The following is a 16,084-nucleotide window of genomic DNA, read 5'->3' on the forward strand; positions in this document are numbered from 1 at the left end:
TCAGTCCTGGAAGGTCGCGGCGTTCACGCAGACGTCGAACACGCGGGTGAGGCGCTCGACGTCCGTCCGGTTGACCGAGAACTGGTTCTCGCCGATCTCGCCGTGCGCGGTCATCCGGGCCTCCCAGCAGCTCGACCCGTCCCAGACTGTCAGATTGACCAGGAGCTGTGGACTGACCACACCGAAGGGCAGCAGGCCCACCCGCGCCCCGGCCGCGCGCTGCGCCTGCACGAGCGCGGACAGCTCGTCGGTCAGCGTGGCGTAGACGAAGACCCGGGTGATCCGTACGCCCCGTTGCAGGGCCTCGACGTTCGCCTCCCAGTAGCGTCGGCCGATCTCGCTGCGCCACCAGCTCAGCTCCCCACTCACTCGGGGCATCACGTTCGTGAGTGCGTCGAGCCCGTGCACGCAGCCGCGGGTCGCGCCGACCAGGTCCTCGTCCTCGTCGCCACGCCGGATGATCCGCCCCTGCGCGAGCTGCTCGGCCTCCAGCCGGAACTGCTCGTAGCGCCGCTGCGCCTCCGCCGCGACCCGCGTGCCCGCGTGCTGCTCGGCCGCCTCCCGCATCGCCCCGGCCAGCTCGGTGGTGGTGTGGACGAGCCACGGCGGCCCGTCCAGCAACGTCCGCAGGTGAAACCGGCGCTCCGCACGGGCCAGCGAGTCCACCAGCAGCGAGATGGTGATGCCCATCAGGCCGGCCAGCAGCGACTCCACCCCCGAGGCGGCGTTGGTGAGGTCGAGAATGACGCTGAGGCTGATCGACAACGTGATGCCGACCAACGCCACCGGGTCGGTGTGCGCCACCAGACGCGCGAAGCCGTCGGAGGCGCCGCCGCGCTCGCGGGGCCGCCGACGGGCCACGTCACGGACCATCGAACTCCCCCAATCCGCCGGTGCCGCCAGGGTAGATGCCAACCACAACCCGCAGGTCCCGCCGGACCGCAGCGGTAGCATCCGGCAGGTGCAGAGCGCGGATGCGGCCCCGTCGACGTCGACGGTCGCCGAGCAGATCACGGCGGACGTCCGGGCCTGGGTCGACTCCGGTGCGCTCCGCGGCCTGGTCCGGCACTTCGGCGGTGACTGGCCGACCGGCGACCTCGCCGAGGTGCTGCGGTTCCTCGACGACTTCTCCGCCCGGCACTGGGACTTCCGGCAGGGGCGCGAACGCCCGGACGCCCGGGAGCCGAGCTTCGACGCGCTCACGTCCGGGCTCGTCCTCGACGCGGTCGCCGCGCTCGGCATGGTGCGTGCGGTGCCGCCGGCCCGCCCGGCGTACGCCCACCTGCTCGTGCTGGGCGGCCTGGCGCACGCCTGCGTGCGGCGCGTCGCGTACGCCGCGCATCTGCTGCGCGCGGGCCTGCGGGTGACCGGCGAGGTCGCCGTGCTGGGCAGCTTCCGGCCACTGTCCGAGTGGGAACGCGCCACCCTCGCCGACGCGGGCCTGCCGCCGGACGAGACCGAGGTGGACGTGCTGGACACGGCGGTCCGGCAGGTGTTCGGGGTGACCGCCCCGACCGAGCAGGACGGCGTCGACGCGGGCCACCCCCACCACTCCTGGTCGTCGCGGACCTACCGGCCGGCGGGCCGGCCACCGGTACGGGTGCTGGCCGCGCCGTCCAGCGAGCCTGACCGGCGACGCGCCCACACCGCCGACACCCAGCGGTTCTGGGCCGGGCACGTCCGGCTCGCCCCGGGTGACGAGGCGCTGATGGTCACCGCACCGATATACGTGCCGTTCCAGCACTGCGACGCGCTACGCACCCTGGCGGTCCCGTACGGGTGCCACATCGACACCGTCGGGGTGGACCCGGCGCTGACCGACCCGGCGGTGCTGCCGGAGCAGACCCTCACCCCGGGGCGCTACCTGCAGGAGATCCGCTCGGCCATCCGGTCGATGCGCGCCCTGCACGCGGCGCTGGCCGCCGGCTGACCCGCGCAGGGTCGAGGGCCGGCGCACGGCGGATCGCCGCGCACCGGCCCCGGTGGACCTGGTCAGTTCACGTAGACGGCGGCGTTGCCCTTGGTGCTGTCGCGCACCGGCGAGTACGTCGCCGAGAAGTACGCGGTGCCGAAGCAGAGGGACGGGCCGGAGAACTTGGTGAACGGCTGGTTGGTGAAGGTGATCGAGTTGGTGGCGTTGGCCGCCGTGCCGGTGAGGCTGTTGGTGCTGGTCCGGTAGACGCAGGTGATCGCGCCGAGCAGCGAGTTCAGCACGACGGTGCTCTGGACCGGCGCCGCCGTGGTGCCGGAAATCTTGACCACGCCGGCGCTGGTGACGGAGGTGGCGTACGGGAGGTTGTTGAGGGCGATGCTCTGCACCCCGGTGGTGCCGAGCACGTTGGTGGTGCAGGTGCCGAAGGTCTGGGCGGTGAGGCTCTCGGTGGCGGTGCCCGGGGCGGTCGGGTTGGTGAGCACCTTGGCGCTGAAGCTGGATGCGGCGCACTTGATGCCTGTGGTGCCCGAGGTGGAGTTGTAGAAGGTGGCGTTGGTGCCGGCCTTGAGGCTGGCCTGGATGACGTCGTTGACGGCGACGGCGGTGCCGCCGGCGGTGGGGTAGGTCAGGACGTTGCTGGCGAGCGTTGCCGTCGGGTCGGCGGAGGCCGGGGTGGCGGCCACGAGACCGGTCAGCAGCGCGAGGGCGACGAGGCCCCCGCCGATTTTGCCGTACCTGGGCATGGTGCTTCCTTCCGGTGGTGGGACGGGAACGAGCGGACCGCGCAGGCGGTCACCGCCGGGCGGGAACGCCGGGCGGAGATTGTGGCCATGACGTGGACGGTGGGTGGTGGTGGCGCCAGGTGACCGTCGGGTCGGGCCGGGTGACTTAAGGTGCCGCGGATCAGCGGGCGGACCGGCGTGGTGCACTGCGGCGTAGCCGCGTCACCTGCGCCTTTCCGGCATTGGGAGAGCGTTCGTGTTCGGCGATAATGACAGCCATCGAGCCCTCCTTCGACGAGTCAGGGTGACCATCCGGGGAGATCACCAAAGGTGACGTGGGGAGAACTGAGCGTGAGGAAAGTTATAAACCCCGGAGGGTCGCAAAGTCAACGAATCAAGGAGGTCGATGAGTTGACCACGCAGAGCCACCCGCAGCCGGCACCGGCGCCCCTACCGGGCGCACGCCCGGGCCGCGACCCGGACCGCGCGATCAAGCGCGGCCCGCGACGGGTCTCCGCGGAGGTCGTGGCCGCCACCCAGCGCGACCGCCTCTTCGACGGACTCGTGCACGAGGTGGCGACCAAGGGCTACGACAACGCCCGGGTCAGCGACATCTGCCACGCCGCCGGCGTGACCCGACCGGCCTTCTACGCCCTGTTCACCGGCAAGGAGGACGCGTTTCTCGCCGCCTACCGGCACGGGATCGCCGTGGTGTCGCAGCTGATGGAGGACGCCTACCGCGAGGCCGGCCCGGCCTGGCCGGACGCGGCGCGCGCCGCGCTGCGCACCCTGCTGGAGGTGCTGGCGAGCGTGCCGGCGTTCGCCCGGATGGCGCTGGTCGAGGTGGACGCGGCAGGCCCCGACGCCCGCCGCGAACGCGACGGGCTGCTCACCAGCTTCCGCCGGTTCTTCGCCGACGCCGGCCCGGGGCCGGCGCTTGCGGACGTGGGCCGCGACGAGCTGGTGTCCACGGTGGTCGGCGGCATCTACGCCACCGTCCGGGGGCGCGTGGCGCGGGGCCGGGCGGCGGAGTTGCCGGAACTGCTGCCGGTGCTCACCTACGCGGCCATGGCGCCATTTCTGGGCACCGAGGGTGCGATCCAGGCGACCCGGCCGATACGACCGGACGACGGCCCGAGCACGACCGCGCCCTGCGTACCGGCCCACCACTCCTGATCACCCCGGTCGGAAACCGCAGCGGTTTTTCACTTTGGCCGCATTTAACGAATACCGCCCAAATGGCCGCCACACACCGTTGACCTCCCCTTTACTCGGCGGTAACTTCGGCTCTGCGCCCACCAGGCGCAGGTCAACGTGCAATTCCCATTGCCGCCAATCAATTGATCTTAAGGGGAGCCGCCATGTCGGAGGAAACCACACCAATCTCAGGGGGCCCGCCACGTAGTGGCGTGCGCTGGCGCCGGTTCGCCGCCACCTTCGGAATCGTCGTGGCGGGCGCCGCCGGCATGATCATGCTCACCGCCCAGGGCGTGCTGGGCGCGCAGTTCGCCATCTCGGGCATGCCGTTCACCGTCACTGCCGACAAGCTCACCGGCACCGGGTTCGAGCAGTTCGCCACCCTCGACCAGATGATCCCGGACAGCCCCAACCAGGGCGACACCGGCGGACAGGTCCTGGTGATGGTGTCGGCGATCGACAAGGCCGAGCTGACCAACCTCTGCCAGAGCATCAACCTCGGCGGCATCTTCCTGAAGATCACCGCCGGCGGCGGCGACCGACCGGTCACCGCCCGGACCCTGGTCGTCGACGGTGACGAGGTCAACGGCGACGCCGCCTTCCGCAACATCAACGTCGGCCAGGACGCCAGCACCCTGGACAAGGTGCCCGGCGTGAAGGGGAACCCCGGCGTCTTCTCGCAGCAGGCCGACTCGGTAGTCATCGAGAACCTGCGGCAGAACAACTACGCCACCACCGCGGCGGTCTTCAACCTGCCCAACCTGCGCATGGCGTTCACCTCCGACGGTTGCTGACGTGAGCGCCGAACGACACCAGACAGCGCCCGCCGTCCGCGGATCCCGCGGGCGGTGGCGCCGCTGGCGGCGGGCCCGCCCGTTCACCGCCGCCGTGCTGATCGCCCTCGGAGGCGTGGAGATGCTGGCCACCCTGCGCGCGCCGCTGGGGGTGCTGCTACACATCGGACCGCAGGGTCTCGCCGCCTACCTGGTACCCACCATCCTCGTGATCTGCGGGGTGCTGCTGATCACCACCCCGCAGCAGCGGGTCTTCTACGCCGTGGTCTCGCTGGTGCTCGGGCTGGTCTCCTGGTTGACCTCGAACCTGGGTGGCTTCGTGGTCGGGATGCTGCTGGCTCTGACCGGCGGGGCACTCGCGTTCGCCTGGACCCCGGACAAGGACCGCCGCCGCACCGGCGCCACGACGAAACCCGCGGCACCGAACGACGACGAGAACGACGCCGACACCGACACCGTGCTGCTGCCCGGGCTGCAGTCACCGGACCCCAGCCCGGTCGACCGCGGCTGAGTCAGCGGGCGGTGTCGGCGACGGCCTGGGCGAAGACCTCGGAGCGGTGCTCGAAGTTGCGGAACCGGCCGTAGCTCGGGGCGGCCGGGGACAGCAGCACCACCCCGCCGGCCGGGGTCACCTCCCGGGACAGCCGGACCGCGTCCACCAGGTCGTCGACCAGTTCGGTACGCACCTTCGGCAGGCCGGCGAGCGCCTCGACGATGCGGGCGCCGCTGTCCGGAATGCCGATCACGGTCAGCTCCCGCTCGGCGAGGTGCTCGGCCAGCGGCGTGTAGTCCAGCCCCCGGTCGTTGCCCCCGACGATCACGGTCAACGGCCGCCCGTCGTACGCGTCGATGGCGTGCATGGCCGCGTACGGGCTGGTGGCCAGGGTGTCGTCGACGAAGGTCAGGCCGGACGGGTCGGTGATCTCGGTGAGCCGGTGGGCCAGCCCCTGGAACTCGGCCACCGCGACGGCGAGGTGGTCCTTGGCGGCCACCACGTCGATGCCGAGCGCGTCGAGCACGGCGAGGGCGACGCACAGGTTGCCCTCGTTGTGCCGACCCACCAGCGGCAGCACGGCGCGTGGGAAGAGCGGCTGGTCGCCGAGGTGGAACCACTGCGTGCCGTCCGCGCCGGTGGCGACGTGGGTGGTGTCGGGGCGGCCGGCCCGCACCGCCGGCAGCTCCCCCAGCTCGGCGGCGAGCCGCGGGTCGGCGCCGTTGACGACGATCGTCTGCGGATCGTGGGCGAGCAGGTTGAGCTTGTCGCGGTAGTACTCCCGCTCCCCGCCGTGCGCGTCCAGGTGCTCGGGGAACAGCGCGGTGACCACGGCCACCCGGGGCGAGTCGGTGAGGTCGCTGCACTGGTAGCTCGACAGCTCCAGCACGTACAGCTCCGCGTCGGGCAGGTCGAGGGTCGGCACGCCGATGTTGCCGCCGAAGACGTTCGGGCGGCCCATCGCGGTGAGCAGGTGGCTGATCAGGCTGGAGGTGGTGCTCTTGCCCTTGCTGCCGGTCACCCCGACGGTGCGCTCGGCATGGTCGGCCATCCACAGCGCGGTGCCCTGGGTGACCGGCACGCCGCGTCGGCGCAGCTCGACCAGCCAGGGATGGGTCTGCGGCACGCCGGGCGAGCGGACCACCACGTCGGCGGCGGCCAGCCGGGCGAAGCCCTCCTCGCCGGTGACCAGCGGGGCCGCCTCGGCCAGCGGGCCGTCCCAGGGCAGTGACAGGAAGTTGGCGCTGTCGTCGACGGCGACCAGCTCAGCGGGGCCGTGCGCGGCGATCGCTGTCACAGCTGCCCGGCCCTCCCGACCGGTCCCCCAGACGGCGACGCTACGTCCGCGCAGGTCAGACAGGCGCACTGGGCTCTCCTCGGGATCACGGCGGCGACAGGGCGGGGGCCCGGTCCGGACACGGCCGGACGAACCAGGGCCTAGTATGGCGTGTGCCCAACGAGCAGCTCCGGCGGATGGACGCCTTCACCTTCCCGTCCTACTCGATCGACTTCGCCACCGGCGAGGTGTTGTTCGACTACGCGCTGACCGGCCCGGCCGGCGAGCAGCGGTTCACCGAGGTGATCACCCTTCCGTTGCCGGCGCAGCCGCCGTCCGACGAGACCGTGGCCACCCTCGGCCGGGTGTTGGAGGTGCTGCACCTCGTCGCCGGGGTGAGCTACTACAAGGTCGCCGCGCCGCCCCGGCTGGTGCTGCCGGCGCCGCTGGGCGCGGCCACCGTCGACTACGTCACGGCCGTCTACACCAAGGGCCTCGCGGAGTACGCGTACCGCAACCAGTTGCCGCACGTGCTCGAGTTGCGCCCGGAGGTGCCGGCCGGTTCGCCGGAGTCGCCGCGCGTCTACGACAACTCCGATCGTCGCCCCCTCTCCGCGGTCGGCGGCGGCAAGGACTCGATCGTGAGCTTGGAGGCGCTGCGCCGCGCCGAGCTGGACCCGGTGCCGTTCTCGGTCAACCCGAACCACGTGATCGTCTCGGTCAACGAGGCGTCCGGGCTGACCCCCCTCGCGGCCCGCCGCCGTATCGACCCGGTGCTGTTCGACCTGAACGCGGCGGGCGGGCTGAACGGGCACATCCCGGTCACCGCCATCAACTCGCTGATCGCGGTGGCGACGGCGGTGCTGCACGGGCTCGGCCCGGTGGTGATGTCCAACGAGCGCTCCGCGTCCGACCCGAACCTCAGCTGGAACGGCCACGAGATCAACCACCAGTGGTCCAAGGGCGTCGAGGCCGAGGGACTGCTGCGGGGCGCGCTGGCCGAGCACGCCGGCCTCACCGAACCGTACTTCTCGCTGCTGCGTTCGCTGTCCGAGCTGCACATCGCCCGGCTGTTCGCCGAGTTCACCAGGTACGACGACGTGGTGACGAGCTGCAACCAGGCGTTCAAGCTGCGCGACGCGTCCGAGCGCTGGTGCCGGGACTGCCCGAAGTGCCGGTTCGTCTTCCTCGCGATGGCCCCGTTCATGCCGCGCGAGCGGGTCACCCACATCTTCGGCGGCGACCTACTGGCCGACCCGGAGCAGATCCCCGGCTACCGGGAGCTGCTGGGCGTGGACGGGCACAAGCCGTTCGAGTGCGTGGGTGAGGTCGAGGAGTCGGTGGTGGCTCTCGGCCTGCTCGCCGAACAGGACCAGTGGCGCGACGCCCCGGTGATCAAGGCGCTGGTCGAAGCCGTACCGGAAACGGCCTGGTCCGCGGTGGCGACGTCGGACGTCTTCACCCCCGGCGGCCCCAACCACATCCCCCCAACCTACGCAAAAGCCCTAACCTCCCTGTCCTAACCCCACCCCCTGCGCCGCGCGGTAGGGGGGCGAGTTAGGGGGTTCGGACGGCTTCCAGGGCCAGCAGGGCCACGTGTAGGGAGAGGCTGGTTTCCACCGAGTCCAGGTCTGCGTCGAGGATGCGGGCTATGCGGGCCAGGCGTTCGTAGAAGGCCGGTCGGGACAGGTGGGCGGCCGCGGCACCGGCGGACTTGTTGCGCCCCTGCTCCAGGTACGCGCGCAGGGTGTCGAGCAGCCGCTCCCGGGGGTGCTGGGCGTCGTACTCCAGCAGCGGGCCGAGTTCGCGCTCGACGAAGGTCTGCAGCCGGGGCTCGTCGCGCAGCAGGTGCAGCAGCCCCGCGAGGCCCACGTGCGGCAGTCGGAAGACCGGCAGGTCACGCCGGTCCCGTCGGGCCGCCTCGACGATCTGCCGCGCCTCGACGAGCGACCGTCGAGCCTCGCGCAGGCTGCTGACCCCGGACCCGGCGGCGATGATCAGCCCGGCGGACGTGCCACCGACGCCGCTTCGCAGCGGGTCGACACCCGACCCCGGGCGGGACGGGTCGGCGGCGGACGCGGCCCGGCCCGCGCCGGCGTCGAGGCGTACCCGACGAAGTGCGCCGGCGAACGCGGCCAGCGCGCGGTCCTCGGCGGCCGGGTCGGGCAGCGCCAGCAGCGCGCCCACCGAGTTGTCGTCGACCGCGCTGGTCAGCGCGGTCAGCTTCGCTTCCCGCAGCGCCTGGCCGACGGCCTCGGACAGGTCCCGCAGCCGGGCCTGGCCGGCCTCGGGGCCGTTCTCTCCGGCGAGTTCGTCGCCACGGTGCCGGACCATCACGCCGACGAGGTGCCGACGTTCCAGCGCCACACCGAGCGCCTTGGCGCGCAGCGCCACCTCGTCGACCGGTCGGGAGTGGTCGAGCAACGCCGTGAGCAGGGTGCGGTGCAGCTGCCGTTCCAGCCCCTCGGCGTCGCGGCGGATCAACCGGCCCAGCGCGAGGGTGGACGCGGCCCGCTCGATGAGGATGGTGAGCCGGGTGGGTGGGGCGAGGGCCGCCTCGCCGCCCCGGGCGCTGGGCGCGTCTCCGCTGGCCGGCCAGCGCAGCAGCAACCGCCCCCAGTCCTGTCCGCGGGCGCCGACGACTGTCACCAGCCAGCCGCTGTCCGGGTCGTACGCGGTGCGCCCGGCCGGCCGGATCCGCCGCGAGTGCTGCTCCCAGCCGTCCAGCAGCAGCTCCGCGCTCTCCCCCGCCGGGTCGTACCCGAGAACCTGCCGGGACAGGTTCTCCAGCACCACCGGGCAGCCGGACAGCTCGGCGGCCTGCCGGATCACCTCGGCCGCGTCGGCGCCCTCGACGGAGAGGTCGGTGAACCGCTGGTGGATCTCCTCGGCGGCCCGCAGCTCGGTCAGCTGCGCGTCGACGATCAGCGCGTGCACGGCCTCGGTGATCCGTACGAACGGGGTGGCCCGGCGCAGCTCGACCAGGGGCAGGCCGCGCCGCTCGGCGGCGGCGGCCATCACCCGGGGTACACCGCTGACGTACCGGCGGCCCAGTTCGACGACGAGCCCGGAGACACCGACGTCGGCGAGGTCGCCGATGAACGCGCGCAGTCCCGCGTCGTCGGCCGGCAACCCGATGCCGGTGGTGAGCACCAGCTCACCACCGCCGAGCAGGGTGGCGATGTCGGGTACCTCGGCGACGTGCACCCACCGGACCGGCCGGTCCAGCCCGGCGTCCCCGGCGACCACGCGGGGAGCGCCGTGGCGGACGGGGTCCAGGGCGAGGACCTCACGGACGGTAGGGAACACGGCCGACACGCTACCGTCCGTGACCCCGGACCTCGACGTGCCGGGGCCGCTCAGTCGACGCCGAACTCCATGGCGGCGCGGTCGAGCGCCTCGTCGGCGGCGGAGGCGACACCCCGGGAGGCGATGGCCTCCGCGCCGCCCTCGGGCATCGCGCCGATCAGCCCGGTCGAGGCTGCCTGCGCGGCGCCGATCATCCGCTGGGGAGCCGCGCCGCCGACCATGCCGAGGGAGGCGTACTGCTCCAGCTTCGCCCGCGAGTCGGCGATGTCCAGGTTGCGCATGGTGAGCTGGCCGATCCGGTCGGACGGGCCGAACGCCGAGTCCTCGGTGCGCTCCATGGACAGCTTGTCCGGGTGGTAGCTGAACGCGGGGCCGGTCGTGTCCAGGATCGAGTAGTCCTCGCCCCGGCGCAGCCGCAGCGTCACCTCACCGGTGACCGCCGTGCCGACCCAGCGCTGCAACGACTCGCGCAGCATCAGCGCCTGCGGGTCGAGCCAACGACCCTCGTACATCAGGCGACCGAGGCGGCGACCCTCGCTGTGGTAGTTCGCCAGAGTGTCCTCGTTGTGGATGGCGTTGACCAGCCGCTCGTACGCGGCGTGCAGCAGGGCCATGCCGGGCGCCTCGTAGATGCCCCGGCTCTTGGCCTCGATGATCCGGTTCTCGATCTGGTCGGACATGCCCAGGCCGTGCCGGCCGCCGATGGCGTTGGCCTCCAGCACCAGGTCGACGGGGCTGCCGAATTCCTTGCCGTTGATCGTCACCGGGCGGCCCTGGTCGAACCCGATCGTGACGTCCTCGGTGGGGATCTCGACCGACGGGTCCCAGAACCGGACGCCCATGATCGGGCTGACCGTCTCGATGCCGGTGTCGAGGTGCTCCAGGGTCTTCGCCTCGTGCGTCGCGCCCCAGATGTTGGCGTCGGTGGAGTAGGCCTTCTCGGTGCTGTCCCGATATGGCAGGCCCCGCTCCAGCAGCCACTCCGACATCTCCTTACGCCCACCCAGTTCGGTGACGAAGTCGGTGTCGAGCCACGGCTTGTAGATCCGCAGCTGCGGGTTGGCCAGCAGGCCGTAGCGGTAGAACCGCTCGATGTCGTTGCCCTTGAAGGTCGAGCCGTCGCCCCAGATCTGGACGTCGTCGGAGATCATCGCCCGCACCAGCAGGGTGCCGGTCACGGCCCGGCCCAGCGGGGTGGTGTTGAAGTACGCCCGCCCGCCGGAGCGGATGTGGAAGGCGCCGCAGGTCAGTGCGGCGAGGCCCTCCTCGACCAGGGCGGCGCGGCAGTCGACGAGCCGGGCGACCTCGGCGCCGTAGCTGAGCGCACGGCCGGGCACCGAGCCGATGTCGGGCTCGTCGTACTGGCCGATGTCGGCCGTGTAGGCGCAGGGGACGGCGCCCTTGTCGCGCATCCACGCGACCGCGACCGAGGTGTCGAGGCCGCCGGAGAAGGCGATGCCGACACGTTCGCCGATGGGCAGGGAGGTGAGAACCTTGGACACGGGGAAGATTATTCAACAAGACGCATGGTCATGCAAGCTGATCGTCCCGACCCAGTTCCCAGAACGCCACCGCCGCGGCCGCGGCGACGTTCAACGAGTCCACGCCGCGCCGCATCGGGACGACCACCCGCACGTCGCTGGCCGCCTGCGCCGCCGCGGTGAGGCCGGGCCCCTCGGCGCCGAGCAGCAGCGCCGCCCGCGCGCGCTGCGCCGGGGTCAACCGCTGAATGGGTACGGCATCCGGCGCGGGCGTCATGGCGAGCACCGTGAAACCCGCCTCGCGCACCTCGTCGAGCCCGGTGGGCCAGCGTTCGAGCTTGGCGTACGGCATCGCGAAGACCTCACCCATGCTGACCCGCACGCTGCGCCGGTACAGCGGATCGGCGCAGGACGGCGACAGCAGCACGGCGTCGATGCCCAGCGCGGCGGCGCCCCGGAAGATCGCGCCGAGGTTCGTGTGGTTGTTGACGTCCTCCAGGATCACCACCCGGCGCGCGGCGGCGAGCACCTCGGCCGCCGTCGGCAGCGGGCGGCGGTGGAACGACGCGAGCACCCCCCGGTGTACGTGGAAACCGGTGGCCCGTTGCAGCACGTCCTGCGTGGCGGCGTAGACGGGCGCGTCGCCGGTGTCCAGGTCGGCGAGCTGGTCGACGCGCTTGGCGTCCACCAGGTACGACCGGGCGGGGTAGCCGGCGCGCAGCGCCCGGCGCAGCACCAGCTCGCCCTCGGCGATGAACAGGCCGTGCGGAGGCTCCCAGCGGGTGCGCAGCTCGACGTCGGTGAGGGCGCGGTAGTCGGCGATCCGGTCGTCGTCGGGATCGGTGATCTGGTGGACGGGCACCCGACGATTCTGCCGGACGGCCAACCCCCGCTCCGGATGCCGGCCCTGCGGGGTGTTTTGTCCCGTCGAGACGGGGAACGACCGGTGGAGTACCGGACCCGACGGGAAGGACCAGCCAGGTGAGCGCAGACCACACGGCACCGGGCGAAGCGGGCGCGCTCCCCCGGCGACCGACAGTCGCGGATCACATCGTCTCCCGGCTGGCCAGCTGGGGCGTGCGGCGCTACTTCGGCTATCCCGGCGACGGCATCAACGGCATGACCTCGGCGCTGCAACGCGTCGACGGGCGGGCCCAGTTCATCCAGGTCCGGCACGAGGAGACCGCCGGCTTCGCCGCCTCCGCGCACGTCAAGTACGGCGGCGGACCGCTGGGCTGCGCACTGGTGACCAGCGGCCCCGGCGCCATCCACCTGCTCAACGGCCTGTACGACGCCAAGCTCGACCACCAGCCGGTGGTCGCCCTCGTCGGGCACACCGCGGTCACCGCCGAGGGCGGCGGCTACTACCAGGAGGTCGACCTCCTGGCCCTCTACAAGGACGTCGCGGCGGCGTTCCTGGCCCAGCTCGACCACCCGGCGCAGGTGCGTCACCTCGTCGACCGGGCGTGCCGCACGGCGCTGTCCCGGCGTACCGTCACCGCCCTGGTCCTCCCCTCGGACCTGCAGGACGAGCCGGCCATCCCGGATCCGCCCCACGCGCACGGCTACTACCACACCAGCAACGTGCCGAGCAGCACGCCGACAGTTCCGCCGCAGGCCGACCTGCGTCGCGCCGCCGAGGTGCTGCGCGGCGGCGAGCGGGTGGCCATGCTCGTCGGGCAGGGCGCGCTCGGCGCGCAGGACGAGGTCCGCGAGGTCGCCCACCGGCTCGGCGCCGGCGTGGCCACCGCGCTGCTCGGCTTCACCGTCGTCGACCATCGCGAGCCGTGGGTGACCGGCGCGATCGGCCTGCTCGGCACCCGGCCCAGCTGGCAGCTCATGACCGGCTGCGACCGGCTGCTGATCGTGGGCAGCAACATGCCGTACTCGGAGTTCTACCCGCCGCCCGGTCAGGCCCGCGCGGTGCAGATCGACCTGGACGGCACCCAGCTCGGGCTGCGCTACCCGACCGAGGTCAACCTGACCGGCGACGCCCGCCCCACCCTGCGGGCGCTACTCGACGAGCTGGGCCCCGGCCCCGGGCCGACCGCCTGGCGGGCCGAGATCGCCGAGGCCACCTCGGCCTGGCGACGCGTCCAGCGCGACCTGGCCGCGCAGAGCGCCGACCCGGTCAACCCGCAACTGCTGTTCACCGAGCTCAGCGACCGGCTCCCCGACGACGCGATGCTCGCCGTGGACTGCGGCACGGCGACCGCCTGGTACGCCCGGCACGTGCAGGTCCGGCCCGGGATGCTGGCCAGCCTCTCCGGCACGCTGCTGTCCATGGGCGGCGCCATGCCGTACGCGCTGAGCGCCAAGTTCGCCCACCCGGACCGGCCACTTGTCGCGCTGATCGGCGACGGGGCGATGCAGATGAACGGCGTCAACGAGCTGATCACCGTGGCGAAGTACTGGCGCGGCTGGGCCGACCCGCGGTTCGTGGTGCTCGTGCTCAACAACCGGGACCTGGCGTTCGTCAGCTGGGAACAGCGCTCCAGCGAGGGGACGCCGATGTTCCCGGACAGCCAGCAGCTGCCGAACATCGGCTACCACCAGTGGGCACAGGTCCTCGGGTTGCACGGCGAGCTGGTCGACGACCCCGCGCAGGTGCCGGGCGTCTGGGACCGCGCGCTGAGCGCCGACCGGCCGGTCGTCATCAACGCGCTGGTCGATCCGGCCGAGCTGATGCTGCCGCCGCACTTCACCGCCGAGCAGGCGCGCAAGACCGCGGCGGCGGTGCTGCGTGGCGACACCGACTGGGCCGGCATCATCCGACGCGGTCTCCCCGCGACGATCGCCAGTTACCGCCCCCGTCGCCGCGAGCGCTGACCGGGCTCGCCAGGGCGTCCTGCGCGGTCTGGAGGATCTCCTCCGACAGGGGCGTCTGCGCCGTCGCGCGGGCCAGCATGAGCGCTCCGACCATCGTCGCGAGATCGACGATCGCCCGCTGGCGGGCCTCGGGTCCGTCGCCGGGTGCGTCCTCGATGCCCGTCATCCGCTTGAGGGTCTCCTCGACACCGACCGCGTACGACGCGCGCAGCGGGCTGTCGGCGGGCGCTCGGGCGGCGTCGGCGGACAGCGCGGTGTTGGCACATCCCGTACCGGGTGTGTCGCGATGCTCCGGTGACAGGTAGTGCCGCAGCAGTGCGTTCCGCGCTTCGGACCGGTCGGGCAGGTCGTCGGAGAACTGGTCCAGCAGGGCCAGGAGTTCTCCGAACGCCGTCGTGGCGGCGACCCCCAGCAACTCGTCCTTCGAGCTGAAATGCTTGTAGAACCCGCCGTGGGTCAGCCCGGCGGCGCCCATGAGGTCCTGGACGCTCATGCCCGCCGCGCCGCGCTCCCGCAGCAGCCGCGACGTGGCGGCCACCACTTCCTCGCGGTGCCTCGCCGCCTCGGCACGTGACGTCCTGCCCATCGCGACCTCCCCCTCTCACGTGCTCGCCACCCGACCCGGCCAACTATAGAAGATGAACCTAATCCAAAACTTGTCGTGATCGCACGAGCCGGTTAGATTATGGGCGTCATCTTAAAGCTCGACGACTGGAGATCGCGATGAGCACCTACCTGATCAACCACCTGCGCATCCCGGGTGGCATCCCGAACGAGGCAGGGCTGACCTACCTGGAGCAGGTCGAGGCCACCGTGCACCCGTACGGCGGCAAGTGGCTCGCCCAGGGCGACGTGGACGTGGTCGAGGGCGCCTGGCCGGGGTCGGTCGTCCTGATCGAGTTCCCCACCCGCGCCGACGCCGAGAACTGGTACAACTCGCCCGAGTACCAGGCGATCCTCCCGCTGCGGACGAACAACGCGATCTCGGACATCATCCTGGTTGACAGCCTGCCCTCGGACTTCACCGTCGCCGGCTTCGCCGGGCAGGTCCGCGCCGCGATCGCGGCGGCCTCCACCACCCGCTGAGGCGGGGAACCAGATCGAGTGCCGCGAGGTCACTGCCGTGCGAACCAACCACACGGCGGTGACCTCGCGGCGTACGGACAGCGCGGCCGACCGGGCCGGACGCCGGAGCCCGGGTCAGCGCGTCCCGGACATCGAAGGATTGCCCCAGATCGATCATGGGTACCTGCGTGTCTGCTCACCCACGGGGGTGGCACGAGGGAGCTGACGATGAGATCACCGACAATCAAGAAGCACCTGGTCGCCGTGGTGGCGGTGGCCCTGCTGGCCGGCTGCGGAGGCAAGGGAGAAAGCGAGCCGGAATCCACGGCGCCCGCCGACAACGGTGTCGCCGCGCTCGCGCCGAACGAGGCACTCCAGCGCGCCACGACGGCGGTGCGGAACGCGAAGTCCTACCACCTGGTGGGCGATGTCGACAACGACGGCCAGAAGATGACCCTCGACTTCAAGGTGACCGGCAGCGACCTGGGTGGTCGGGTGTCCACCGACGACGGCACGGTGGAACTGCTCTCCGTGGCCGGTCAGCAGTACATCCGGCCGGACGAGAAGTTCTGGGCGAAGAACCTCGGCGCCCAGGCATCGGGCGAGATCGTGAAGTTGATGGGCGAGAAGTGGGCCAAGGTGTCGAAGAAGGACGACTTCTCCCAGCTGTTCGACATCGCCAACATCGACGAGCTGCTCAAGCCGGACGGCACCCTGACCAAGGGTGCGGCCAAGGAGTTCGACGGCGTCAAGACCATCGGCCTCGTCGACGGCGACAAGAGCGGCACCCTCTACGTCGCCACCACCGGTGAGCCGTACCCGATCCGGATGGAAGGCGACCAGGACACGGCCGGTCAGATCACGTTCAGTGAGTTCGGCGCGACCTTCGACGACGTGAAGGCCCCGTCGGAGGACCAGGTGGTCGACTTCGACCAGTTGAAGAGCAAGAAGTAGACCGACGCAGACCGGCGCCTCCCCACCACGC

15 protein-coding genes are annotated in these 16,084 nt (G+C 71.8%); 8 read left to right on the top strand and 7 right to left on the bottom strand.

The window, feature by feature from the left end:
- Positions 1–873 (bottom strand): hypothetical protein, encoded by an 873-nt coding sequence (locus tag AB0B39_RS12725; RefSeq protein WP_357574343.1) that lies wholly within the window; start codon positions 871–873, stop codon positions 1–3.
- Between the two features lie 88 nt (positions 874–961).
- Here AB0B39_RS12725 and AB0B39_RS12730 point away from each other — a divergent pair, with 88 nt between their 5' ends.
- Entirely contained in the window at positions 962–1,930 is a 969-nt protein-coding gene (locus tag AB0B39_RS12730) for a hypothetical protein (RefSeq protein WP_357574344.1), read from the top strand.
- Positions 1,931–1,992: 62 nt separating this feature from the next.
- Here AB0B39_RS12730 and AB0B39_RS12735 read toward each other — a convergent pair whose 3' ends face one another.
- A complete protein-coding gene (locus AB0B39_RS12735) occupies positions 1,993–2,676 on the bottom strand; it encodes a Tat pathway signal sequence domain protein (protein WP_357574345.1) in 684 nt (227 codons plus the stop codon).
- A gap of 390 nt (positions 2,677–3,066) precedes the next feature.
- On the opposite strand from AB0B39_RS12735, the gene AB0B39_RS12740 reads away from it, so the two are divergent.
- The 3 genes from AB0B39_RS12740 (at position 3,067) to AB0B39_RS12750 (ending at position 5,157) form a co-directional block, all read left to right on the top strand.
- On the top strand, positions 3,067–3,831 hold the full coding sequence (locus tag AB0B39_RS12740) for a TetR/AcrR family transcriptional regulator (RefSeq protein ID WP_357493314.1): 765 nt from the start codon (positions 3,067–3,069) through the stop codon (positions 3,829–3,831).
- Between the two features lie 233 nt (positions 3,832–4,064).
- A complete protein-coding gene (locus tag AB0B39_RS12745; RefSeq protein ID WP_357493316.1) occupies positions 4,065–4,646 on the top strand; it encodes a DUF6230 family protein in 582 nt (193 codons plus the stop codon).
- A gap of 1 nt (position 4,647) precedes the next feature.
- Complete coding sequence (locus AB0B39_RS12750; RefSeq protein ID WP_357493318.1) at positions 4,648–5,157, top strand: DUF6114 domain-containing protein; 510 nt, start codon at positions 4,648–4,650, stop codon at positions 5,155–5,157.
- Between the two features lies 1 nt (position 5,158).
- On the opposite strand, the gene murD is transcribed toward AB0B39_RS12750, so the two are convergent.
- Entirely contained in the window at positions 5,159–6,505 is a 1,347-nt protein-coding gene (gene murD / locus AB0B39_RS12755; protein WP_234588498.1) for a UDP-N-acetylmuramoyl-L-alanine--D-glutamate ligase, read from the bottom strand.
- 83 nt (positions 6,506–6,588) lie between these two features.
- Here murD and AB0B39_RS12760 point away from each other — a divergent pair, with 83 nt between their 5' ends.
- A complete protein-coding gene (locus AB0B39_RS12760) occupies positions 6,589–7,938 on the top strand; it encodes a hypothetical protein (RefSeq protein ID WP_234588497.1) in 1,350 nt (449 codons plus the stop codon).
- A gap of 34 nt (positions 7,939–7,972) precedes the next feature.
- Here AB0B39_RS12760 and AB0B39_RS12765 read toward each other — a convergent pair whose 3' ends face one another.
- Genes AB0B39_RS12765 through AB0B39_RS12775 form a run of 3 tightly spaced genes read right to left on the bottom strand, consistent with a single transcriptional unit; the run spans position 7,973 to position 12,091 of the window.
- On the bottom strand, positions 7,973–9,733 hold the full coding sequence (locus AB0B39_RS12765; RefSeq protein ID WP_357493323.1) for a PucR family transcriptional regulator: 1,761 nt from the start codon (positions 9,731–9,733) through the stop codon (positions 7,973–7,975).
- Between the two features lie 41 nt (positions 9,734–9,774).
- Complete coding sequence (gene argG, locus AB0B39_RS12770; protein ID WP_234588495.1) at positions 9,775–11,226, bottom strand: argininosuccinate synthase; 1,452 nt, start codon at positions 11,224–11,226, stop codon at positions 9,775–9,777.
- 28 nt (positions 11,227–11,254) lie between these two features.
- The gene (locus AB0B39_RS12775; RefSeq protein ID WP_357493328.1) at positions 11,255–12,091 is read right to left on the bottom strand and encodes an RNA methyltransferase; all 837 of its coding nucleotides are present in this window, start codon (positions 12,089–12,091) and stop codon (positions 11,255–11,257) included.
- A gap of 95 nt (positions 12,092–12,186) precedes the next feature.
- Between AB0B39_RS12775 and AB0B39_RS12780 the strand changes: the two genes are divergently transcribed.
- Positions 12,187–14,034, top strand: a complete 1,848-nt coding sequence (locus AB0B39_RS12780) for a thiamine pyrophosphate-requiring protein (protein ID WP_357493330.1) — start codon at positions 12,187–12,189, stop codon at positions 14,032–14,034.
- Here AB0B39_RS12780 and AB0B39_RS12785 read toward each other — a convergent pair.
- Positions 13,973–14,620 carry a TetR/AcrR family transcriptional regulator gene (locus AB0B39_RS12785; RefSeq protein ID WP_357493333.1) on the bottom strand — a complete coding sequence of 216 codons (648 nt, stop codon included), beginning with the start codon at positions 14,618–14,620 and terminating at the stop codon, positions 13,973–13,975. The two genes, AB0B39_RS12780 and AB0B39_RS12785, sit on opposite strands and share 62 nt — an antisense overlap.
- Before the next feature lie 137 nt (positions 14,621–14,757).
- Between AB0B39_RS12785 and AB0B39_RS12790 the strand changes: the two genes are divergently transcribed.
- Positions 14,758–15,120, top strand: a complete 363-nt coding sequence (locus tag AB0B39_RS12790; RefSeq protein ID WP_357493335.1) for a DUF1330 domain-containing protein — start codon at positions 14,758–14,760, stop codon at positions 15,118–15,120.
- 207 nt (positions 15,121–15,327) lie between these two features.
- Positions 15,328–16,053 (top strand): hypothetical protein, encoded by a 726-nt coding sequence (locus AB0B39_RS12795; protein ID WP_357493337.1) that lies wholly within the window; start codon positions 15,328–15,330, stop codon positions 16,051–16,053.
- Positions 16,054–16,084 lie beyond the last annotated feature (31 nt).

Source organism: Micromonospora sp. NPDC049114 (assembly GCF_040648635.1).
Lineage (GTDB): Bacteria > Actinomycetota > Actinomycetes > Mycobacteriales > Micromonosporaceae > Micromonospora.